The sequence below is a fragment of the Streptomyces sp. genome (assembly GCF_031181705.1).
GTDB lineage: Bacteria > Actinomycetota > Actinomycetes > Streptomycetales > Streptomycetaceae > Streptomyces.
This window is the reverse complement of record NZ_JAPSKN010000004.1, coordinates 33,789-55,635: the sequence shown is the minus strand read 5'-3', so window position 1 is coordinate 55,635 and position 21,847 is coordinate 33,789. Positions and strand designations below refer to the sequence as shown.

Annotated in this window: 20 protein-coding genes and 1 riboswitch; of the genes, 10 read left to right on the top strand and 10 right to left on the bottom strand. The window is 70.1% G+C overall.

The features are described from left to right. The first annotated feature begins 44 nt into the window (after window positions 1-44). The gene (locus RIN80_RS01870; protein ID WP_309093675.1) at window positions 45-467 is read left to right on the top strand and encodes a heme-binding protein; all 423 of its coding nucleotides are present in this window, start codon (window positions 45-47) and stop codon (window positions 465-467) included. A 73-nt stretch (window positions 468-540) separates the two neighbouring features. Here the strand turns inward: RIN80_RS01870 and RIN80_RS01865 are convergent, their stop codons facing one another. Beyond that, a complete protein-coding gene (locus RIN80_RS01865) occupies window positions 541-1,407 on the bottom strand; it encodes a GNAT family N-acetyltransferase (RefSeq protein WP_309093674.1) in 867 nt (288 codons plus the stop codon). A gap of 568 nt (window positions 1,408-1,975) precedes the next feature. Between RIN80_RS01865 and RIN80_RS01860 the strand changes: the two genes are divergently transcribed. Next, window positions 1,976-3,412: a globin domain-containing protein gene (locus RIN80_RS01860; RefSeq protein ID WP_309093673.1), complete on the top strand. Its 1,437-nt coding sequence runs from the start codon at window positions 1,976-1,978 to the stop codon at window positions 3,410-3,412. 12 nt (window positions 3,413-3,424) lie between these two features. Here RIN80_RS01860 and RIN80_RS01855 read toward each other — a convergent pair whose 3' ends face one another. The 5 genes from RIN80_RS01855 to RIN80_RS01835 all read right to left on the bottom strand — a co-directional run bounded on the left by RIN80_RS01855 (window position 3,425) and on the right by RIN80_RS01835 (window position 7,233). Further along, window positions 3,425-3,907, bottom strand: coding sequence for an NUDIX hydrolase (locus RIN80_RS01855; RefSeq protein WP_309093672.1), 483 nt, complete (start codon window positions 3,905-3,907; stop codon window positions 3,425-3,427). 167 nt (window positions 3,908-4,074) lie between these two features. Then, on the bottom strand, window positions 4,075-4,980 hold the full coding sequence (locus tag RIN80_RS01850; protein WP_309093671.1) for a LysR family transcriptional regulator: 906 nt from the start codon (window positions 4,978-4,980) through the stop codon (window positions 4,075-4,077). A 196-nt stretch (window positions 4,981-5,176) separates the two neighbouring features. Then, a complete protein-coding gene (locus tag RIN80_RS01845; protein WP_309093670.1) occupies window positions 5,177-6,361 on the bottom strand; it encodes a cystathionine gamma-lyase in 1,185 nt (394 codons plus the stop codon). Further along, window positions 6,358-6,849, bottom strand: coding sequence for a low molecular weight protein-tyrosine-phosphatase (locus tag RIN80_RS01840; RefSeq protein WP_309093669.1), 492 nt, complete (start codon window positions 6,847-6,849; stop codon window positions 6,358-6,360). Before RIN80_RS01840 ends, RIN80_RS01845 begins: the two co-directional genes overlap by 4 nt. A gap of 6 nt (window positions 6,850-6,855) precedes the next feature. Beyond that, on the bottom strand, window positions 6,856-7,233 hold the full coding sequence (locus tag RIN80_RS01835) for a phage holin family protein (RefSeq protein ID WP_309093668.1): 378 nt from the start codon (window positions 7,231-7,233) through the stop codon (window positions 6,856-6,858). A 60-nt stretch (window positions 7,234-7,293) separates the two neighbouring features. On the opposite strand from RIN80_RS01835, the gene RIN80_RS01830 reads away from it, so the two are divergent. The 4 genes from RIN80_RS01830 to RIN80_RS01815 all read left to right on the top strand — a co-directional run bounded on the left by RIN80_RS01830 (window position 7,294) and on the right by RIN80_RS01815 (window position 9,550). Next, window positions 7,294-7,611 carry a cupin domain-containing protein gene (locus RIN80_RS01830; protein WP_309093667.1) on the top strand — a complete coding sequence of 106 codons (318 nt, stop codon included), beginning with the start codon at window positions 7,294-7,296 and terminating at the stop codon, window positions 7,609-7,611. Window positions 7,612-7,766: 155 nt separating this feature from the next. Then, window positions 7,767-7,979 (top strand): DUF5326 family protein, encoded by a 213-nt coding sequence (locus tag RIN80_RS01825; RefSeq protein WP_094054830.1) that lies wholly within the window; start codon window positions 7,767-7,769, stop codon window positions 7,977-7,979. A gap of 311 nt (window positions 7,980-8,290) precedes the next feature. Further along, window positions 8,291-9,016: an IclR family transcriptional regulator C-terminal domain-containing protein gene (locus RIN80_RS01820; protein WP_309093666.1), complete on the top strand. Its 726-nt coding sequence runs from the start codon at window positions 8,291-8,293 to the stop codon at window positions 9,014-9,016. Between the two features lie 99 nt (window positions 9,017-9,115). Next, complete coding sequence (locus RIN80_RS01815; protein WP_031115219.1) at window positions 9,116-9,550, top strand: SsgA family sporulation/cell division regulator; 435 nt, start codon at window positions 9,116-9,118, stop codon at window positions 9,548-9,550. Between the two features lie 94 nt (window positions 9,551-9,644). On the opposite strand, the gene RIN80_RS01810 is transcribed toward RIN80_RS01815, so the two are convergent. Then, a complete protein-coding gene (locus RIN80_RS01810) occupies window positions 9,645-10,838 on the bottom strand; it encodes a YibE/F family protein (protein ID WP_375141583.1) in 1,194 nt (397 codons plus the stop codon). A gap of 849 nt (window positions 10,839-11,687) precedes the next feature. Beyond that, window positions 11,688-11,877, top strand: a riboswitch (TPP riboswitch). Between RIN80_RS01810 and thiC the strand changes: the two genes are divergently transcribed. Beyond that, window positions 11,870-13,654, top strand: coding sequence for a phosphomethylpyrimidine synthase ThiC (gene thiC / locus RIN80_RS01805; RefSeq protein WP_309093665.1), 1,785 nt, complete (start codon window positions 11,870-11,872; stop codon window positions 13,652-13,654). Its footprint overlaps the riboswitch before it by 8 nt. Window positions 13,655-14,042: 388 nt before the next feature. Here the strand turns inward: thiC and RIN80_RS01800 are convergent, their stop codons facing one another. From RIN80_RS01800 to RIN80_RS01790, 3 genes are all read right to left on the bottom strand, one after another. Next, window positions 14,043-14,912 carry a hypothetical protein gene (locus RIN80_RS01800; protein ID WP_309093664.1) on the bottom strand — a complete coding sequence of 290 codons (870 nt, stop codon included), beginning with the start codon at window positions 14,910-14,912 and terminating at the stop codon, window positions 14,043-14,045. 183 nt (window positions 14,913-15,095) lie between these two features. Beyond that, window positions 15,096-16,187, bottom strand: a complete 1,092-nt coding sequence (locus RIN80_RS01795; protein WP_309093663.1) for a metallophosphoesterase — start codon at window positions 16,185-16,187, stop codon at window positions 15,096-15,098. Between the two features lie 278 nt (window positions 16,188-16,465). Beyond that, complete coding sequence (locus tag RIN80_RS01790; RefSeq protein ID WP_309093662.1) at window positions 16,466-17,578, bottom strand: LacI family DNA-binding transcriptional regulator; 1,113 nt, start codon at window positions 17,576-17,578, stop codon at window positions 16,466-16,468. A 431-nt stretch (window positions 17,579-18,009) separates the two neighbouring features. On the opposite strand from RIN80_RS01790, the gene hisC reads away from it, so the two are divergent. The 3 genes from hisC to cydB all read left to right on the top strand — a co-directional run bounded on the left by hisC (window position 18,010) and on the right by cydB (window position 21,838). Further along, the gene (gene hisC / locus RIN80_RS01785) at window positions 18,010-19,089 is read left to right on the top strand and encodes a histidinol-phosphate transaminase (protein ID WP_309093661.1); all 1,080 of its coding nucleotides are present in this window, start codon (window positions 18,010-18,012) and stop codon (window positions 19,087-19,089) included. 218 nt (window positions 19,090-19,307) lie between these two features. Continuing rightward, window positions 19,308-20,813, top strand: a complete 1,506-nt coding sequence (locus RIN80_RS01780; protein ID WP_309093660.1) for a cytochrome ubiquinol oxidase subunit I — start codon at window positions 19,308-19,310, stop codon at window positions 20,811-20,813. Window positions 20,814-20,833: 20 nt separating this feature from the next. Next, window positions 20,834-21,838: a cytochrome d ubiquinol oxidase subunit II gene (cydB, locus tag RIN80_RS01775; protein ID WP_309093659.1), complete on the top strand. Its 1,005-nt coding sequence runs from the start codon at window positions 20,834-20,836 to the stop codon at window positions 21,836-21,838. The last annotated feature ends 9 nt before the right edge of the window (window positions 21,839-21,847 follow it).

The following is a 21,847-nucleotide window of genomic DNA, read 5'->3' as shown; positions in this document are numbered from 1 at the left end:
CTCCGACCCGTTCCACCCGCACAACCTCCAGGAGAACCACCCCCATGAACACCACCACCGCTGTCGCCCCGCTGACCACCCAGGACGCCGACGCCCTCGTCGCCGCCGCGAGCCGTGCCGCCGAAGCCGCAGGGGTCACCGTCAGTGTCACCGTCCTGGACGCGGGCGGGCACCTGCTCGCCTTCCGGCGGGACGACCGCGCCGTGCTGATCTCCGGCGAGACCAGCACCCGCAAGGCCTACACGGCGCTCCAGCTGAACGCGCCCACGGCCGACCTCGTCGACGCCGTACAGCCCGGAGGCCTCTTCCACACCCTGCCCACCGCGCTGGACCGGCCGCTGCTGTTCATCGCCGGCGGTGTGCCGGTGCACCGCGACGGCCGCCTCATCGGCGCGATCGGCGTCGGTGGCGGAGCCCCCGAGCAGGACCACGCCTTCGCCACGGCCGCCGTGGAAGCCCTGGCCTGACCGGCAGGGCCCTCGGATCGCGACGCCGGTTCCCCGATGTCCGGGGAGCCGGCGTTCGGCGTGTCCAGGCCCGTCAGCCCGCCGCGACCGTGACCGGAGCGAAGCGCCGACTCCAGTCCCCGGGCAGCTCGGTGAGGCCGTATGTCATCACCGAGTTGAAGGCGACGGATGCCAGACCGTGCTCCTTCACCCAGGTGAGCAACTCCTCGTGCCGCACGTCGATGTCGGTGCGCAGCGGGCGGTCGGTGCGGGCCGCGAGAGACGCGATGAGAGCTTGGGCCACGACCGTGTCCCGGGCGATGAGCGGACCGACGACGTGTGTCGCCATGTTCGGCCAGGCGGCCGCGTAGCCGACGATCCGCCCGTCCTCCTCGGCCACGCGCAACTGGTCCGCGAAGGCGGGCAGTCGGGTGACGATGTGGGTGCGGTCGGTCCCGAAGACCTGCTCGTCGAGCCGGAGGATCGCCGGGAGGTCCTCGGCGGTCGCCGCACGGGTGGCGACCTCCGGCTCCGGTCCACCGGGGGTGAAGCGCCCCACCACCATCTCCGCCCGTCCGGTGGCCTTGAAGCCGAGTTCCTCGTAGAGCGGGCGGCCGTTCGGCGTCGCGTGCAGGGTGAGAGGCGTGGTGCCCATCGCTGAGATGACGTGGCGCATCAGCCGGCGTCCGACGCCCTGCCGGGCATGCCGTCCGGCCACCAGGACCATGCCGATCGCGGCGAGGGCGGGGCGTTCGTGCGGTCCGTACTCGGTGACGACGCAGGCGCTGACCAGGCCGCCGTCGGGGTCGTCGATGCCCCAACCCTTCCCGGCCGTGAGGAGGAAGCCCCACTTGTGCTCCTCCCGCGGCCACCCCCGGTCCTCGGACAAGTCGGCGCAGGCGGCGAGGTCGCGCAGCGTCAGACGGCGGATGGGCAGAGCGGCAAGGGAAGGAGTCGACACGCAGGTCAGGCTGTCCGACAGGAGCCCCCGGCGTCCACCTGTTTCGGCGGAGTCATACGAGCTTTTGGCCAGTTGCAGTCGCATGCGGAGCGCGTGCACGCGAAGTTGCTGTTTCACGTGAAACACGTAAGAACAGCAGGTGACCGACGGGGAGGGGCAATGGGTCTATTCCGCGCGCCCGTTGGCCCCTCGATGATTCGCGTCCTGCTCTCATTCGTGACGGGGGCAGGGGGGACTTGTGTGCACAGCGGCTGCCGGTAGGGTCGACTCCGGTTCGCTTCAGGGACGGGTGACCCGTTTCGTGTGGACCGAGGGCAGGCAATGCAGCCTAAAGGGACGGAGAGATCGAAGACCCGCGTTTCCGGTAATGCGACGAGAACCGCCCAGGCGAGTGGGAAGCTCGAGGAGAGTTCTGCGGGCAATGTCACACTCCCGCCTTACTTGTCCGTACGGAGCCGGATCACGGGTTGAATGTGGCCGCATTGGCCGCGACAGGGATGGGAACACGGCCCGTCCACGGGGGAAAGCAGGCACCTTCCCACAGGGAGGTGCGCAGACCGACCGAAAGATGCTCGAGGCGAGGCACACCATGGACGCTCCGACCACCACGTCGGCCGACAACGGCACTTCTGGCGGCGGGGGCGAATGGTTCACGCCCCGCAAGAAGCCGGAGCCTGTCAGCGGACCCGGCCCGGCACAACGGCCCGCTCCCGCGGAAGGACGCCGCCCGGCGGCGATACGCCCCGTGGGCCGGCCCACGGCCCCGCCGACGGGTCCCGCGCCCACGACGCTGACCCCGGCACCCTTCGCCTCGGCCGTGGCACCTCCCGCAGCCTCACGTGTCCCTGCCCAGCGGCCCGCACCGGCGCCGTCCCCTTGCGCTCCCGAGGCGTCCCCGGACGCCCTCCTCGTCCGCCGCGCCATGGCCGAGATCGCCCCCGTGGCCGACAAGGTCACCTCGTACTTCTACGCCCTGCTCTTCGTCCGCCATCCGGACCTGCGGTCACTGTTCCCCGCGTCGATGGACACCCAACGGGACCGGCTGCTCCGGGCGCTGCTCACGGCCGCCGAGCACATCGACAACACCGACGTCCTCGTCGACTACCTCCAGAATCTCGGCCGGGGGCACCGCAAGTACGGCACCCGCCCCGAGCACTACCCGGCCGTCGGCGAATGCCTCATCGGCGCGCTGAGCAAGTACGCCGCGGGGGTCTGGAACGAGGAGATGGAGGCCGCCTGGGTCCGGACCTACACCACCATCTCGCAGATCATGATCGACGCCGCGGCCGCCGACGAACTGCGGGCACCGGCCTGGTGGTACGCCGAGGTCGTCACCCACGAGCTCAGAACCCCGGACATCGCGGTCGTCACCGTCCGGCCCGACCAGCCGTATCCGTTCCTCGCGGGGCAGTACACCAGCGTGGAGACCCCCTGGTGGCCGCGGATCTGGCGGCACTACTCCTTCGCCTCGGCGCCGCGCTCCGACGGGCTGCTGTCGTTCCACGTGAAGGCCGTTCCGGCCGGCTGGGTCTCCAATGCCCTGGTGCACCGCGCCCGCCCCGGCGACATCATCCGGCTCGGTCCGCCCGCCGGTTCCATGACCGTGGACCACACCTCCGACAGCGGGCTGCTCTGCCTGGGCGGCGGCACCGGCATCGCGCCCATCAAGGCCCTGGTCGAGGATGTCGCCGAGCACGGGGAGCGCCGCCCGGTCGAGGTCTTCTACGGCGCCCGCACCGACCACGACCTGTACGACATCGACACGATGCTCCGCCTCCAGCAGGCCCACCCCTGGCTCTCGGTCCGCGCGATCATCGACCAGCAGGCGCACCAGCAGCTCCCGGACGCCGTACGGGCCTACGGGCCGTGGAACGAGTACGACGCCTACCTCTCGGGCCCGCCGGGGATGATCCGCAGCGGTGTGGACGCCCTGAGGGACATCGGCATCCCGTCGGACCGCATACGGCACGACTCCCTCGAGGAACTGGTCTCCGCCGGGAACTGATCCGCCCTGGCCTCAGCCCAGGTCAGGCGCGTGCATGGCCCGTACGCCCTCGATGTTGCCGTCGAGGTAGTGCCGCAGCGACAGCGGAACGAGATGCACGGAGGCGATGCCGACCCGGGTGAACGGCACGCGCACGATCTCGTACGTGCCGACGGGTTCGTCGACCTCGGGGCCGTGGCGGAGGGAGGTGTCCATGGACTCCAGGCGGCAGACGAAGAAGTGCTGCACCTTCACACCCGTGGCGCCACCGTCCTCCCCGATGTGCTCCACGGTGTCCACGAAGCAGGGCACCGCATCGGCGATCTTCGCGCCGAGTTCCTCGTACACCTCCCGGTGGAGGGCGTGGACGACGGTCGGATCGTCGGGCTCGACCCCGCCGCCGGGCGTCACCCAGTAGGGATCGAGGCCCGGCTTGGTGCGCTTGATCAGGATCAGGTCGTCACCGTCCAGGAGAACGGCGCGGGCGGTGCGCTTGACCACGGGTCGGACGGTCATGGGGGAAATGTGGCCCGGCTGGTTCCACGTGAAACATCGCGACATGTCACCGGGCGGGTGCCCCGGGTGACGGGCCTTCCCTGAGCGGCCCGGCGCCCCGTGACCCCCGCTCCCGAGTCCCGGCCGACCTGCCTTCGTGACCCCCGCCGCACTCGCTTGCCAGAGGCTCAGCACCACTCGCTCGCCGCCCGCTGCAACCAGTCGTGTGCCCGCGCGATGTGCGGCATGGCCATGGTCCCGGTCCGGACGACCAGGAAGTATGTGCGCAGGGGCGGCACCGCCGGCTCGTGCAGCGCGACGACATCGCCCCGCTCCAGCGCCTTTGCACACAGATACCGCGGCAGCACCGCCAGTCCCGCCCCCGCGATCACGCAGGCGAGGACCGCACGCAGGTCGGGGACGACGACCGTGCCCGGGGCGGCCGGGCGTGAGTCGAAGACGGAGGCCCAGTAGCGGGAGACGAAGGGCAGCGACTCGTGAACCTCCACCACGGGCACCTGCTCCAGGGACGGCTCCGGCTTGCGGTCCGGATCTCCGGTGCCGATCTGCTCGGCCCAGCGCGGGGCGGCGACCAGGACGTGCTCCTCGTCGCAGAGCGCAGTCGCCGTGAGCAGGGCGCCCCGCGGACGGGCCGTGCTGATGGCCAGATCATGATGCCCGGCGGAAAGCCCTTCCAGGGTCTCTTCGGCGTTCCCGAAGGAGGCGCGCAGCGCGAAGCCCTGCCCGTCCTCGCCGGTGAGTTCGGTGAGCGCGGGCAGGGCTCGTTCGGCGGTGAACTCCAAAGGCCCCGCGAGGTGCAGCGTCCGCAAGGAGGAGTGGTCGTGGAGGCCGGTCTCGGTGATCTCCACCAGGGCGTCGAGATGCGGCGCGGCCTTGTGGGCGAGTTCGTCGCCGATGCTGGTCGGGGTCACGCCGCGGGCCTGCCGCAGGAACAGGGGGCGACCCAGCTGCCGTTCCAGGGTCCTGATCTGCGAGGTGACGGCCGGCTGGGAGAGACCGAGCAGGGCGGCGGCGCGAGTGAAGGAGCCGGCCCGGTGCACGGTCACGAAGGTCCGCAGCAAGGCCAGGTCCACTGACACCCTCCCGTCGTCGGCCCCCGCTCCCGGCGCCCCGGCCGCGCCCAACTATAAATAAGTCGATAGGTCTCTGTCGCTACCGTGATTGGACACTGACAGAGAGTCAACTAGCCTTGGTCAGACGGTTCTTGCGCGCGGAACCGGAGGGCGGTCCGAGCCACGAGGGGGGAGGCTCGGACCGCCCGCGGGGAGGTCAGACGGCCGACGCGTCCAGGGCACGCAGAAGGTCCGCGACCAGGTCGTCCGGATCCTCGGCCCCGACGGACAGGCGGATGAAGCCCTCCGGAACGGCGTCCCCGCCCCAGCGTCCGCGCCGCTCGGCAGTGGACCGCACACCGCCGAAGCTCGTCGCGTCGTCCACGAGCCGCAGGGCGTCGAGGAAACGGTCGGCACGCGCGCGCGTGGGCAGCGTGAACGACACCACGCAGCCGAAGCGCCGCATCTGCTGCGCGGCGATCTTGTGCGAGGGGTCCTCGGGGAGCCCGGGGTAGCGCAGCCCGGTCACCTCGGGCCGAGCGCGCAGCGCCTCGGCGACCGTCAGAGCCGTCGCGCACTGCCGGTCGACGCGCATCTGGAGCGTCGCGATCGAACGGTGGGCCAGCCAGGCCTCCATGGGCCCGGGGATCGCGCCGACGATCTTGCGCCAGCGGCGTACGGCGGCCATGGCCCCGGAGTCACGGCCCACGACATAGCCGAGGAGGATGTCGCCGTGGCCGGTGAGCTGCTTGGTGGCGCTGGCCACCGCGAAGTCGGCGCCGAGGTCCAGCGGGCGCTGACCGAGCGGGGTCGCGAGCGTGTTGTCGACGGCGACCAGCGCTCCACGCGCGTGTGCCGCCTCGGCGAGCCGCCTGATGTCGCACACGTCGAGCCCCGGGTTCGAGGGGGTCTCGATCCACAGCAGCTTCGCGCCGTCCAGCACGTCGAGCTGTGCGTCGCCCCCGGTCGGCGCGGTGCGCACCTCGATGCCGTAGGCCTCCAGCTGGGCGCGGACCAGCGGCAGCGCCTGGTAGCCGTCGTCGGGCAGGACGCACACGTCACCGGCGCGCAGCTGGGAGAAGAGCACCGCCGAGATCGCGGCCATGCCCGAGGCGAAGACGAGCGTCTCGGCATCGTCCGCGCCGGGCGCCTCCAGCTCGCCGATGGCGCGCTCCAGCAGCGTCCAGGTCGGGTTTTCGTCCCGGCCGTAGGTGTAGGGGCCGGTCGGGTCGCCCGGCAGGTGGAAGTGGGCGGCGAACACGGGACCGGGCAGGGTGGGCTCGTGCTTGACCGCCTCGGGCAGCCCCGCCCGCACCGCGCGCGTGCCGTCACCGGGGGCCGCGGCCGCCCGGCCCGCGCCTCCCGTCGTTCCGCCCTGGTCACCCGTCACGGAATCACTCATGCCGCCCGTCCCTCCATGTCCTCGCGCACCGCGGCGAGCAGACCGGTGCTCGCCGCCTCCACCATCTCAAGACACTCCTCGAAGCCCTCCGGCCCCCCGTAGTACGGGTCCGGCACGTCGAGGTCGTCACCGGCGGCGGGGTCGTACGAGCGCAGCAGCTTCACTTTGCGCGCGTCCTGCTCCGTGGGGGCCAGCCGGCGCAGGGCCCCGAGGTGGCCGGAATCTAGCGCGATCACCAGGTCCAGGCGGGAGAACCACGACGGCTGGAACTGCCGGGCCGTGTGGCTCGTGGAGTAGCCGTTCTCCGCCAGGACGGCCACCGTGCGCGGATCGGCGCCGTCGCCCTCGTGCCAGCCGCCCGTGCCGGCGCTGTCCACCTCCACCAGGCCGTCGAGCCCGGCCTCGGCGACCCGCGCGCGGAAGACGACCTCGGCCATCGGGGAGCGGCAGATGTTGCCCGTGCAGACGAAACAGACGCGGTACGTCACGGTGGCTCAGTCCTCGTCGGGCAGGACGACGTGCAGCGCCCAGGAGACGACCGAGATGATCAGGCCGCCCAGGACGGCCGTCCAGAAGCCCTCCACGTGGAAACCCAGGTCGAGCTTGCCGGCCAGCCACGAGGTGAGCAGAAGCATCAGCGCGTTGACGACCAGGGTGAACAGGCCCAGCGTCAGGATCAGCAGGGGCAGGCTGAGGAGCTTGACGACCGGCTTGACCAGGAAGTTCACCAGGCCGAAGAGCAGTGCGACGACGATCAGGGTGCCGACCTTCTTGCCCGTGCTGTCACCGGTCAGGGTGATCTTGTCGAGCAGCCATACGGCGACTGCCAGGGCACCCGCGTTGGCGATCGTCTTGACTAGGAAATTCATCATGTGTCTGATCGTGGCAGACCTGATCGGACAAGGGCACAAGAGGCAGGGGCGGACAAGGCGATGAAGGCATTCCGGCTGGATGAACTGGAGGCGGAGCGCGCCGCCAACGACGGCGCCTACCTGCAGTTTCTGCGGGAGCGGAACATGTCGGTCGGCCTGTACGCCCTGGACGCGGGCGAGCAGGATCCACAGAAGCCGCACGAGCAGGACGAGGTGTACTTCGTGGTGAGCGGCCGGGCGGCGATCACCGTGGGCATGGAGACGACCCAGGTGGCACGCGGCAGCGTGATCTATGTGCCGGCCGGTGTCGCACACAAGTTCCACCACATCACCGAGGACCTGCGGGTCATGGTGGTGTTCTCTCCGCCGGAGAGCTGAGGGGCCGCCCCCGGGTTCCCTAGGGGATCGGTCAGGGGAGGACAAGGGGTGCGAGGCCCCCGTGGCACCCCGTCCCGGACCTAGCATCGAGTGCAGGACATCAAGGACCGACAGGACCCGGCACTCGAACGGGCGGAGAGGTAAGGACGAGGGCGATGCGAGAGATCTTCACGGGACTGCCGTGGTGGGTGAAGTGGATCGCGGTGCCTGTCATCGCCCTCGTCGTGTTCGGAGGGCTGATCGCCAGCGTGGTGGGCTTCGTCATCGGACTGCTCTTCAAGCTGCTGGTCTTCGTGGCACTGGTCGGCGGACTGATCTACGTCGTACGGAAGTTCACCGCGGGGTCCTCGTCGCGCAGCGACTGGTGAGACCGGTGGGAAACCGGTGGGGGTAGCGGGAAACGCCTGGAATCACCGGTTCCCTCGGCCGGGGGAAGTTTCCCGCCCGGGCCGTCTGCGTGCGGTGGCAGGCGAATAGAGTCCGGAACTCGACGCGGGGACATCCCCGCGAGCGGCGTACACCCCCACCCGTGTTCCTCCGCACGGGCTGCCCCCTCGCGCCTCGGGAGTGACCCTTGATCCCGGCTGACACCGCCCCTGTCCACCTCCACACCGTTCCCGCGCAACCCCGTTCGGCGGCCCCCTCCCCGCCCTCGCCCCCGGCGACCCTCATCGGATCCGTGCAGCGCGCGATGCGCCTGCTGGAGACCGTCGCCCGGCACGAATACGGCGCCCCGGCCAAGCAACTGGCCCGCGAGACCGGGCTGGCGCTGCCCACGACGTACCACCTGCTGCGCACCCTCGTGCACGAGGGCTATCTGCGCCGGGACAAGGGCCTGTTCTTCCTCGGCGAGGCGGCCGAGCTGCTGAGCAGCAGCGGAGCACGGCAGAAACGTCGCAGCACGATGGTCGACGCCCTCGCGCGCTGGCGGGACGCGCTGGGCGTGCCCGTGTACTACGCGGTCTACCGCGAGGGCGAGATCGAGGTCATGTGCGTCTCCGACACCCCCGGCAACCCGGCGGTCGAGGAGTGGGCCGGTTTCCGGGAGACGGGGCACGCGCACGCCATCGGCCAGTGCCTGCTGTCCCAACTGGACGAGGAAGCCCGCCGCGATCACCTCGACCGCTATCCCGTGCAGCCCCTGACGCCCTACACGGTGCGGGACAACCACAGCCTGCTGAGACGCCTGGAGCGCATCCGCCGGATGGAACCGGTGATCGAGCGTCAGGAGTACGCGCTGGGCGCGGTGTGCGCCGCGATTCCGCTGACCTTGGGCACCACGGCGGCGACGGTGGCCATCTCCCTGCCCGCCCACCAGTCGGATCGACTGCTGCCCGTGGCCCGGCAGTTGCAGAACGAGATCGGGCGACTTCTCGGGTCGCTCGCACTTTCTATCAGTATGTGAAAACTCACTCCTTGTGATCTGCTGTGTACGTTCAGCAAGATTCCACCAGATGTCAGAGGTTCGTACCCGGCCAGTCGACGGCGAATGACGGGGTTATCGATGCGCGAGTCCGTACAAGCAGAGGTCATGATGAGCTTTCTCGTGTCGGAGGAGCTCTCCTTCCGCATTCCGGTGGAGCTGCGCTATGAGACCAGTGATCCCTATGCCGTGCGGCTGACCTTTCACTTGCCCGGTGATGCCCCGGTGACCTGGGCTTTCGGACGGGAGTTGCTGATCGACGGCGTCGGCCGGCCGTGCGGCGAGGGCGATGTGCGGGTCACGCCGGTCGAACCGGACGCCCTGGGCGAGGTGCTCATCCGGCTTCAGGTGGGCAGCGACCAAGCGCTGTTCCGGTCGTCCACGGCGCCGCTGGTCGCTTTCCTCGACCGCACGGACAAGCTGGTCCCGTTGGGCCAGGAGGGTTCGCTCGCCGACTTCGACGCCCATCTCGACGAGGCCCTCGACCGCATCCTCGCGGAGCAGGGCGCCGGGTGAGACCTCGGCCGGCGGCACGGTGGAGGAACGCTTCACCGGATGCCGCCGGGCCGTGCAGGAACGCTTATCCGTATCCGGTCCACGCCCGTGGGGATCAGCGCTTGCGGCGCCGCCCCTTCCCCCCGCGCACCGCGGCGGGTTCCGCGGCGGTCTCCGTTCCCGGGCGGTCGGCCGAGACCACCAGCGCGGCCAGGGCCGTGGTGACCGGCACCGACGCGACCAGGCCGATCGAACCGATCAGCGTGCGCACGATCTCCTCCGCGACCAGTTCGCTGTTGGCGACGGTGCCCACACTGCTCTGCGCGATGGAGAACAGCAGGAGCAGCGGCAGCGCGGCACCCGCGTAGGCGAGGACGAGCGTGTTGACGACCGAGGCGATGTGGTCGCGGCCGATGCGGATGCCCGCGCGGTAGAGCCCGCGCCACCCCATCGACGGGTTGGCCTCGTGCAGCTCCCAGACCGCGGAGGTCTGGGTGACCGTCACGTCGTCGAGGACGCCGAGCGAGCCGATGATGACGCCGGCGAGGAGCAGACCGCTCATGTCGATCGTCGGGTAGAGCCCGTGGATCAGACCGGTGTTGTCGTCGGTGTTGCCGGTGAGCGCGGCCCAGCCGATGAACACCGATCCCAGGACGCCGATCAGCAGCAGGGAGACGAGGGTGCCGAGCACCGCCACGGACGTCCGGGCGGACAGGCCGTGACACAGGTACAGGGCGATCAGCATGATGGCGCTCGCGCCGACCACCGCCACGACCAGCGGGTTCGAGCCCTGGAGGATCGCGGGCAGGATGAACAGGTTCAGGATCAGGAAGCTGATGGCCAGCGCCACCAGCGCCATCACACCCCGCAGCCGGCCGACGGCCACCACGGCGAGTGCGAAGATGCCGGCGAGCATCGCCAGGGGCACCCGCCGGTTGACGTCCGTGACGGAGTACTGCAGGTCCCGCGGCGCCGAGGGCTCGTAGGCGACCACGACCTCCTGGCCCTCGTGCAGTTGGCGGGACTGGTCGGGCTGGACGATCTCGGTGAAGGTGCGGCCCTTGTCCTTGCCGCTGTCGACCCGGATCGTGGCCCGTTTGCAGGTGCCGTTCTCCTGCTGCACCGCGGAGGACCCCTCGGCGGTGGAGGTGTCGCCGGTCGGCGGGACGCCCGAGGCACCGGCCTCCTTGCAGCTGATGTCCACGACCTCGGTGACCGTGGCCTGCTGGGTCTGTCGGTCGAAACCGACGCCGGTGCGCTCGTGCGGCGGGGCGCCGCCGGGCCACAGCACGGCGAGACCCACCAGCACCGCCGCGGCGAACGGAATCAGGATCGCCGCGATGACCTTGCGCAGATGCGTCGAGACGGGCGTGGCCGGACCGTGGTTGTGGGAATGCCCGTGCCCACCGCCCGGCGCCGACCCGTGACCGTGGCCGTGCCCGTCACCTCCGCCGGCGCCGTGACCGCCGCCTCCCGGGCCGGGGCCCTGCCCACCGCCCCCGGGGCCGGGACGCGCCCCCGGGGAGCCCGGGCCGTACTCGCCACCGGACCCGTCGCCTTGGCGGCCACCGGCGTCCGACCCGAATCCGCCCCGGTCGCCCGACCCGAATCCGCCACCGTCGCCGCGGCCGTAGCCGCCCGCGTCGTCCGGCTCGTACCCGCCACCGCCTCCCGGACCGTAGCGACCGCTGTCGCCCTGCCCGAACGGGGCACCGTCGCGCGGCGCGTATCCGCCGCTGCCACGCGGTGAGCGCCCGCCGTCGTCACGCGGCGAGTACGCGCCATCCGACCGAGGCCGGTACGCGCCGCCGGAGCCGGTCCCGTACTCGCCCGGGGAACCGTCACCGGGCTCTCTCCCGGAAGCCGCACCGGAGGCCGGGGCGTCGAATCTGGCATCACCGGAAGCCGAGTCCGACCGGTATCCGCGCTCCTGCGCCCGGGCAGGCCCCGGGGCAGCCCCCCGGGCAGGCCCGTGCCCGGCCCCGGCGGCGGTCTCTCGGCCGTCACCAGGGCCGTTGCCGTGTCCGGCGCCGGATCCGCGGGGCGGTTCGGGCGGAGGGTACGGGGGACGCTGTGTCGTGGTCACCGACCGATCATCGCAAGAACGACGGGGGCCCTCTGTTCACCGCGCCAGGATTGCCGCTAGCGTGGAGGCACCTTTTGTACACGCGGGAGCTCGGAGCACCGGGCTGAGAGGGCGCTGACCTCCGTCCCAGCGATGTTTCACATGAAACATCACCGACGTCGAGTGATGTTTCACACGGAACGTCGGCAGACGGAAGCCGCTGCGTCGACCGCCGAACCTGTTACCGGGTAATGCCGGCGTAGGGAGTAGGTCTCATGACCAACAAGGACGCACGCACGCCTGCCTCCGTTCAGGACGGACAGTCCGCGGAGGCCGGGAAGTCCATCGGCTGGCACAAGGCGTACGTCGAGGGCACCCGCCCCGACCTGCGGGTGCCGGTCCGTCAGGTGCATCTCACCAACGGGCAGTCCGTCACGTTGTACGACACATCCGGCCCCTACACCGATCCGCTCGTCGAGACCGACGTCCGCAGGGGTCTGCCGCCGCTGCGCGAGAACTGGATCATCGCCCGCGGCGACACCGAGGAGTACGCGGGCCGCCCCGTCCGCCCCGAGGACGACGGCATCAAGCACACCTCACCCCGCGGCGGTCTGCGGAACCTCGACGCCGTCTTCCCCGGACGGCCCCGCCAGCCGCGCCGCAGCCGGGACGGCAAGGCCGTCACCCAGCTCGCGTACGCCCGCCGCGGCGAGATCACACCCGAGATGGAGTACGTGGCCATCCGGGAGAACGTGTCCCCGGAAGTCGTGCGCGACGAGATCGCGGCGGGCCGGGCGGTGCTCCCGGCCAACGTCAACCACCCCGAGATCGAACCGATGATCATCGGCAAGCGGTTCCTGGTCAAGGTCAACGCCAACATCGGCAACTCGGCCGTGACCTCCTCCATCGAGGAGGAGGTCGAGAAGATGACCTGGGCGACCCGCTGGGGCGCCGACACGGTCATGGACCTGTCCACCGGGCGCAACATCCACACCACGCGCGAGTGGGTGCTGCGCAACTCCCCCGTCCCCATCGGCACGGTGCCGCTCTACCAGGCCCTGGAGAAGGTCGACGGCCGGGCCGAGGAGCTGACCTGGGAGATCTACAAGGACACGGTCATCGAACAGGCCGAGCAGGGCGTGGACTACATGACGGTCCACGCGGGTGTGCGCCTGGCGTACGTACCGCTGACGGCGAACCGCAAGACCGGCATCGTCTCGCGCGGCGGCTCGATCATGGCCGCGTGGTGCCTGGCCCACCACAAGGAATCGTTCCTGTACGAGAACTTCGAGGAGCTCTGCGAGATCCTCGCCGCGTACGACGTCACCTACTCCCTCGGTGACGGCCTCAGGCCCGGCTCGATCGCGGACGCCAACGACGAGGCGCAGTTCGCGGAGTTGAGGACCCTCGGGGAACTCAACCGGATCGCGAAGCGTTTCCACGTACAGACGATGATCGAGGGCCCGGGCCACGTCCCGATGCACAAGATCAAGGAGAACATCGACCTTCAGCAGGAGATCTGCGATGAAGCCCCGTTCTATACGCTCGGCCCGCTGACCACGGACGTCGCGCCGGCGTACGACCACATCACCTCCGGCATCGGCGCCGCGATGATCGCCTGGTGGGGTACGGCGATGCTCTGCTACGTCACGCCCAAGGAGCACCTGGGCCTGCCGAACCGCGACGACGTCAAGACCGGCGTCATCACCTACAAGATCGCCGCCCACGCCGCCGACCTGGCCAAGGGACACCCGGGTGCGCAGGAGTGGGACGACGCCCTGTCCGACGCCCGCTTCGAGTTCCGGTGGGAGGACCAGTTCAACCTGGCCCTCGACCCGGACACGGCACGGGAGTTCCACGACGAGACCCTGCCGGCGGAACCCGCCAAGACGGCCCACTTCTGCTCGATGTGCGGCCCGAAGTTCTGCAGCATGAAGATCTCGCAGGACATCCGCCGTGAACACGGGGGCAGCCGGACCGAGATCGAGGAGGGCATGGTCCAGAAGTCGAAGGAGTTCGCGGCGAGCGGCAACCGCGTGTACCTGCCGATCGCGGACTGACCCGGACTCAAGGACCGCGTCACGGAAACAGCACGGCGAAGCCGGCCCGGCCCGAGATCCCCGAGGTCACAGACTTGGATGGGATCGATGTGCCAACGGCGTCGTGGGCCGGCCCCGGCAGGGGGTTCGCCGTGCTGTTCCAGCAGCCGTGGCGGTCGTCCGGTACCTGCTGGGCGACGACCGTTTCCACCGGTGGCCCCGGACGGCACCGGCGCTCTACCACCTCGCGCTGGTGCACGCCTTCAGCCGCCGCACGGTCGAGCGGGCCGCGGGGCAGGCCCTCCGACGCCGCTCAGGACGCGCTGCCGGAATGTCCGGTTTGCGCTGCCCAAAGCTCGCCCCCGCAGGGAAAGCGCAAGCCGACGGGTGCCGGCACGCGTGCCGACGGCTACTCCGGCTGGTGCTCCGGTCCTCCGAAGTCCGGGCTGGTGTAGTCCGGACTGCTGAAGCTCGGCCGCGAGCCGCGGCTGCCGTCGTCCGGGCTGGTGAAACCCGGGCGGTCGTAGCCGAGGTGCGGCATGCGGCTGACCGGCGCGGGGGCGGACGTGGGGTGCAGCGCGGCGGCCGCGCCCGGATCCGCGAGCGCCTCCCGCAGGAAGGGCAGGATGCCGCGCTCCAGCAGCGCCTCCCGCCAGGCCTCTCTGGCCTGCTCCACCTCTCGCTGCCGTGCGTCGTGAGGACCGCCCTCCGCCGTCGGCTTGTTGCGCAGGGCCGTGAGCAGCAGTCCCACGGCGGCGACGAGGATCGCCACCGCGGCCACGGCGCCGAAGACCCAGCCCGTGGTGAGCATGGTCCGGGCGAACCCCTGCTCCGGGTCGAGCATCTGCAGGATGTAGCCGACGAGCAGGAAGATCGCCGCGGCGGTTCCGGCCAGGACCGGCGCGAGGACGGCGACGACGGCGACGGCGCCCGCGCCCGCGGTCTCGGCCGCGACCTCCCCCATGGTCGCGGCGATCCCGGAGCCGCCCGTGCCCGGCTCGCCGGCACCGGACTCGCGCACGGACGGCGAGCTCGATGACGCCGGCTGGCGGAGTTCGTCGCGGACCTTGACGTAGTGCTGGTACTCGGCCGACGCGGCGGCCGTGACGAGCGCGGTGGCGTTCAGTGCCATGGTGCGCAGCTGTTCGGAGTTGAGCCGCTGTCCGACGGCGGCGAGGTCCGGGCGGTGTGGTGCGGAGCGCAGCGCCTCATCGAGGATCCGCTCGTATTCCTGGCGGTCCTCGCTCAGCAGGTGCTGCGGAACGCTGTTCATCTGCATCCCCCGATGCTCCGTAGGGCTTGTGGCTCGGCATGCTGACGAGCCGTCGGGCAGAAACGGAGGGGAGCCTGCTACGGATAAGCCGATGGTAGAGCGGTGACGGTGGCCGGTGACAGGGGGTTTACCGAAATTGACCCGTCACCGGTCCGGACCGGTGACGGGACACGCCTGCCCAGTGAACGTTCACGTGGCCAGCGGCAGTTGCTGGACCAGGAGTTTTCCGGCCATGGTCACGCCACCGTCCATCGCGATGGCGAGTCCGTCGGCGTAGACGTGCGGTCCCTCGACGACGGGGTCGGTGCGGTCCTCGTCCTCCTCGGAGCCGACCTCGCCCAGCAGATACGGAATGGGGCTGTGGCCGTGAACGATCCGGGTGCCCCCGTACGTATCGAGCAGGGAGCGCACGGCTTCCGCGCCGCCCTCGTCGCGGAAGGAGAACCGCTTGGTGAACTTGCGGAACAGGTCCCAGACCTCGTCCGCGTCGTTGCGCGTGAGCGTCTCGCGGACGGTGTCGTTGACCTCTTCGATGGAGCGGCCGTAGTCGAGGTAGGCGGTGGTGTCGGAGTGCACGAGCAGGTGGCCGTCGACCTCTTCGACGGCGTCCAGCCGGGCCATCCACTGCAGATGGTGGTCCTGGAGGCGGTCCATGTCGGTCTTCTGGCCGCCGTTGAGCAGCCAGGCCGCCTGGAAGGTGGCGGTGCCGGCGCCGGAGTTGACGGGTGTGTCGCCGAACCGCTTGGCGCCGAGGAGCAGGAGCTCGTGGTTGCCCATGAGCGCCTTGCAGTAGCCGCCGGCCGCGGCGGCCTCGGCGGACAGCCGCATCACGAGGTCGATGACGCCGATGCCGTCCGGCCCGCGGTCGGTGAAGTCGCCGAGGAACCACAGCCGGGCGGTGCCCGCGCACCAGTTCCCGGCGGCGTCCAGCAGGCCCTTCTCCTGGAGGGCGGCCACCAGCTGGTCGAGGTAGCCGTGCACGTCACCCACCACGTACAGCGGGCCCTGCCCGGTGGAGGCCGGCGGGGTGACGGTGGTCTCGGGGTCGACGGTCACCTGCACAGTGTCGCCCCGGTTGATGACGGGGAGGTCACGCTCGGTCGGCGTGTAGCCCTCGGGATAGGTCTCCTCCGGCGGCGGAGCGACCTCGCCGGGGTGGACGCTGTGGACGTACGGACCGGTCTCGTGGACGTACGCGGGCACCCGGAAGTCGCGCAACGTCGCCGTCCGCTCCACCTCGGGTCCCTGACCGGCCCCCTGAGTCATCGACCCCTCCACCATCGCGCCGCATCTGCACCGCATCGGACTGCCTGGTCGTAGCGGCCCGCCGGTGTCGTGGGCCCATCATAGGAATGCGGATCGCGCCATGTGATGACCCAGGGGTGGTGAATCAGAGCAAGGCTCCAGTTCACCGCGGCTTTCGCCCCGATTGGGCCGGGCTTCGACCACCGTGTGACCGTCCTCGCTCTTCTTCTCTTCGCGAGAACGGTGCCGTCTCTCCGGGGGACCGGCCCTGTTTCTCCCCAGGAGGGCGCCCTTTTCCCGGCCCGGCTGCGGGCCTAGGTGTCCTCGGGGGAACGCGGCGGGCTGACCGTCGTGCGCGGCGGGCGCCGCTGGGACGACGTGCGCACGATCAGCTCCGTCGGTATCACCTGCTCCACCGGATGGTCGGATTCCACACCCTCGATGGCGTCGATCAGCAGCTGCACCACCGCCGTGCCGATGCGGCGCGGCTTCAGGGAGAGCGTGGTGATCGGCGGCTCGGTGCTGGCGTAGACGGTGGACTCGCTGCAGCAGACCAGCAGCAGGTCGTCGGGGACGCGCAGGCCGTAACGGCGGGCGGCGGCGAGCAGGTCGGTGCCGTTCGGGTCGAACAGTCCGTAGACCGCGTCGGGGCGGTCCGGCCGGGCGAGCAGCCGGTCGGCGGCGACGGCGCCCGCGCACGGATCGTGCGCCGGGTAGGCCTCGTACACCGGATCCTGGCCGACGCGCTCGCACCAGCGCAGGTACGCCGTGGTCGACAGGTGGGTGTACGTGTCCGTGGTCGTGCCGGTCAGCAGGCCGATGCGGCGGGCGCCGGCGGCGGCCAGGTGGTCGAGGATGCCGAGGACGGCGGCCTCGTGGTCGTTGTCCACCCAGGCCGTGACCGGCAGCGCGCCGGCCGGGCGGCCGTCGGAGACGACCGGGAGGCCCTGCCGGACGAGCTCGCTGACGACCGGATCCTGGTCGGAGGGGTCGATGACGACCGTGCCGTCCAGGGCGACGTTCGACCACACGTCGTGGCGGGAGGTCGCGGGCAGGATGACGAGGGCGTACCCGCGGGCGAGCGCGGCGGAGGTGGCGGCGCGCGCCATCTCGGCGAAGTACGCGAACTCGGTGAAGGTGAAAGGTTCATCCCCGTATGTGGTCACGGTCAGGCCGATGAGGCCCGACTTGCCGGTACGGAGGGTCCGGGCGGCGGCCGAGGGCCGGTAGCCCAGCCGGTCGGCGACCTCGCGGACGTGGCGCCGGGTGGCGTCCGGGAGCCGGCCCTTGCCGTTGAGGGCGTCGGAGACGGTCGTGATGGAGACTCCGGCGGCGGCGGCCACGTCTCTGATACCCGCCCGACCCGGCCGGCTGCCTCGCCGTGAGGTTTCCGCGCGGCTCACCTGGTGCTTCCCTGCTGCTGTCATGGCGAGCCGATAGTAGGGCTCATGCGGTGGGGTAGTGCGGACGCATATGCACGCGTTGACAGGCACGTTTCTGCATGATCATTAAGGATCAATTACCGTGGAAAGCAAGGGAGTTGAGCGCTCTCATGCCAGGACGTGACGTGTCGCCCCGCACGGGCCTGCCAAGGCACCGAGGTTGCGAAGAGGTCTCAACTCACCTGCACGGGGGATGCGCGCCACGGCGTGCATCACCGGCGCGTAGATATATGTGCGGCGCGCCCCCACATTCGTACGCCTTCGTACGGTGATGCCCGTGATGCCGGTGGGACACGGGAGGTCGGCATCCGCCGGTTCGTCGTGGCTATACGCAGCGGCGCCGAATCCTCATAAGGTGAGGAGTATTGGATGTCGGCGGCGGTCAGGGGCCGCCGGTCTTCGCGAGGAGGACTGCGGTGAGCGAGACGAGCCCGAAGCTGCGCGCCGAGCTGGAGGGAATCCCCACCTACAAGCCGGGCAAGCCGGCCGCGGCCGGCGGGCCGGTGGCCTACAAGCTGTCCTCCAACGAGAACCCCTACCCGCCGCTGCCCGGTGTGATGGAGACCGTGACGGCGGCGGCCTGTTCCTTCAACCGCTACCCGGACATGGCTTGTACCGGGCTGATGAACGAGCTGTCCGAGCGGTTCGGTGTGCCGCTGTCCCACCTGGCCACCGGCACCGGGTCGGTCGGCGTCGCCCAGCAGCTCATCCAGGCCACCTCCGGCCCCGGCGACGAGGTGATCTACGCCTGGCGGTCCTTCGAGGCGTACCCGATCATCACGCAGATCAGCGGCGCGACCTCGGTGCAGGTGCCGCTGACCGACGGTGACGTGCACGACCTGGACGCGATGGCCGACGCGATCACCGACCGGACCCGGCTGATCTTCGTCTGCAACCCGAACAACCCGACCGGCACGGTCGTGCGGCGGGCGGAGCTGGAGCGGTTCCTGGACCGGGTCCCCGGTGACGTGCTGGTGGTGCTCGACGAGGCCTACCGCGAGTTCATCCGCGACCCCGAGGTGCCGGACGGTGTCGAGCTGTACCGGAACCGGCCCAACGTCTGCGTCCTGCGGACCTTCTCCAAGGCGTACGGCCTGGCCGGGCTGCGGGTCGGCTTCGCCATCGCCCACGATCCGGTGGCGGCGGCGCTGCGCAAGACGGCCGTGCCGTTCGGCGTGACGCAGCTCGCGCAGGAGGCGGCGATCGCCTCGCTGCGGGCCGAGGACGAGCTGCTGGGGCGGGTCGGCTCGCTGGTGTGCGAGCGCACGCGCGTGGTCGACGGGCTGCGCGCCCAGGGCTGGACGGTGCCGGAGACCCAGGCCAACTTCGTCTGGCTGCGGCTGGGGGAGCGCACGGTGGCCTTCGCGGAGGCGTGCGAGCAGGCCGGTGTGGTGATCCGGCCGTTCCCGGGCGAGGGTGTGCGGGTGACGGTCGGGGAGGCCGAGGCGAACGACATCTTCCTGAAGGTGGCGGAAGGGTTCCACAAGGAGCTCTAGCGGCTGAGCAGGAGAGGGAGGCGGAGCCGGTCGGCGCGTGGCGCCGGCCGGCTCGCTGCATGCCCGGCCTCTTGTTTCACGTGAAACCGGCACCCTCGCGCCCTGGACGTCAGGGTTGACGAGCATCACACAGGCCCCCGTCCGCCCGTCGAAAGTGCGTGCTGCATAATGGCTTGTGAATGTGAACGCTTTCACAAGCGTAGGTAAGGAGCGGCGACGTGGACCTGGCTTTGGCGCCGGAGACCCTGGCGCGATGGCAGTTCGGCATCACCACCGTCTATCACTTCCTGTTCGTCCCCCTGACGATCTCGCTGGCCGCGCTCACGGCCGGGTTGCAGACCGCCTGGGTGCGGACGGAGAAGGAGAAGTACCTCCGGGCGACCAAGTTCTGGGGCAAGCTCTTCCTGATCAACATCGCCATGGGTGTGGTCACCGGCATCGTGCAGGAGTTCCAGTTCGGAATGAACTGGTCGGACTACTCGCGGTTCGTCGGTGACGTCTTCGGTGCGCCGCTCGCCTTCGAAGCCCTGATCGCCTTCTTCTTCGAGTCCACCTTCATCGGCCTGTGGATCTTCGGCTGGGACAAGCTGCCCAAGAAGATCCACCTGGCCTGCATCTGGATGGTCTCGATCGGCACGCTGCTGTCGGCGTACTTCATCCTCGCCGCGAACTCCTGGATGCAGCACCCGGTCGGCTACCGGATCAACGGCGAGAAGGGCCGGGCCGAGCTCACCGACTTCTGGCTGGTGCTGACCCAGAACACCACGCTCAACCAGGTCTTCCACAGCTTCTCCGCGGCGTTCCTGACCGGCGGCGCCTTCATGGTGGGGATCGCCGCCTTCCACCTGCTGCGCAAGAAGCACATCCCGGTGATGCGGACCTCGCTCCGGCTCGGGCTGGTCACCGTCGCCGTCGGCGGTCTGCTCACCGCGGTCAGCGGGGACACCCTGGGCAAGGTCATGTACGAGCAGCAGCCGATGAAGATGGCCGCTGCCGAGGCGCTGTGGAACGGCGAGAAGCCGGCACCCTTCTCGGTGTTCGCGTACGGCGACGTCGACAAGGGCCACAACAAGGTCGCCCTGGAGATACCCGGCTTGCTCTCCTTCCTGGCCCACAGCGACTTCGAGTCGTACGTGCCGGGCATCAACGACACCAACAAGGCGCTCCAGGAGAAGTTCGGCCCCGGCGACTACAAGCCCATCGTCCCCGTCGCCTACTGGGGCTTCCGCTGGATGATCGGCTTCGGCATGGCGTCGTTCTCGATCGGCCTGCTGGGACTGTGGCTCACCCGGAAGAAGTTCCTGCTGCCGGCGGCGTTCCGGACCGGGGACGACGAGGTGCCGCATCTGGTGCTGCTCCGCACGCCGCTGCGGCCGCGGCTGACCCGCCTGTACTGGCTGGTGGCGGTCTGGACGATGGCCTTCCCGCTGATCGCCAACTCCTGGGGCTGGATCTTCACCGAGATGGGCCGCCAGCCGTGGGTCGTCTACGGACTGTTCCAGACGCGGGACGCGGTCTCCCCCGGTGTCTCCCAGGCCGAGGTCCTCACCTCGATGATCGTCTTCACCGTGCTGTACGCGATCCTCGCCGTCATCGAGGTCAAGCTGCTGGTCAAGTACGTCAAGGCGGGCCCGCCCGAGCTCACCGAGGCCGACCTCAACCCGCCCACGAAGATCGGCGGCGAACTCCGTGACGCCGACAAGCCGATGGCCTTCTCCTACTAGGCCGAGGGAGCTGCACCGTCATGGAACTGCACGACGTCTGGTTCGTTCTGATCGCCGTCCTGTGGACCGGCTACTTCTTCCTGGAGGGCTTCGACTTCGGCGTCGGAGTACTCACCAGGCTGCTCGCCCGCGACCGGCCCGAGAAGCGGGTGCTGATCAACACGATCGGGCCCGTCTGGGACGGCAACGAGGTGTGGCTGCTCACGGCGGGCGGCGCGACCTTCGCCGCCTTCCCCGAGTGGTACGCCACGCTCTTCTCCGGCTTCTACCTGCCCCTGCTGCTCATCCTGGTCTGCCTCATCGTCCGGGGCGTGGCCTTCGAGTACCGCGTCAAGCGACCCGAGGAGAACTGGCAGCGCAACTGGGAGACGGCGATCTTCTGGACCTCGCTGCTGCCCGCGTTCCTGTGGGGCGTGGCCTTCGGCAACATCGTGCGCGGCGTGAAGATCGACCAGGACTTCAACTACGCCGGTGGCGTGCTGGACCTGCTCAATCCGTACGCGCTGCTGGGCGGCCTGGTGACGCTGGCGCTGTTCACCTTCCACGGGACGGTGTTCGTCGGGCTCAAGACCGTCGGCGACATCCGGGAGCGGGCGCGGAAGCTGGCGCTGCGCGTCGGAGCGGTGACCGCCCTGCTGGCTCTCGTCTTCCTGCTGTGGACGCAGTCCGACCGGGGTGACGGGGCATCGCTCGTCGCCGTGGTCGTGGCCGTCGCGTCGCTGGTCATGGCGCTGGTCGCGGCCCGGGCCGGGCGCGAGGGCTGGGCTTTCACCCTGTCCGGCCTCACCATCGTGGCCACGGTGGCGGTGCTGTTCCTGACGCTGTTCCCGAACGTCATGCCGTCGACGCTGAACCCGGACTGGAGCCTGACGGTCACCAACGCCTCGTCCAGCCCGTACACGCTGAAGATCATGACGTGGTGCGCGGCGGTCGCCACGCCGCTCGTGATGGTCTACCAGGGCTGGACGTACTGGGTCTTCCGCAAGCGGATCGGTACGCAGCACATCGCCGATCCCGCGCACTGAGGTGTGTTT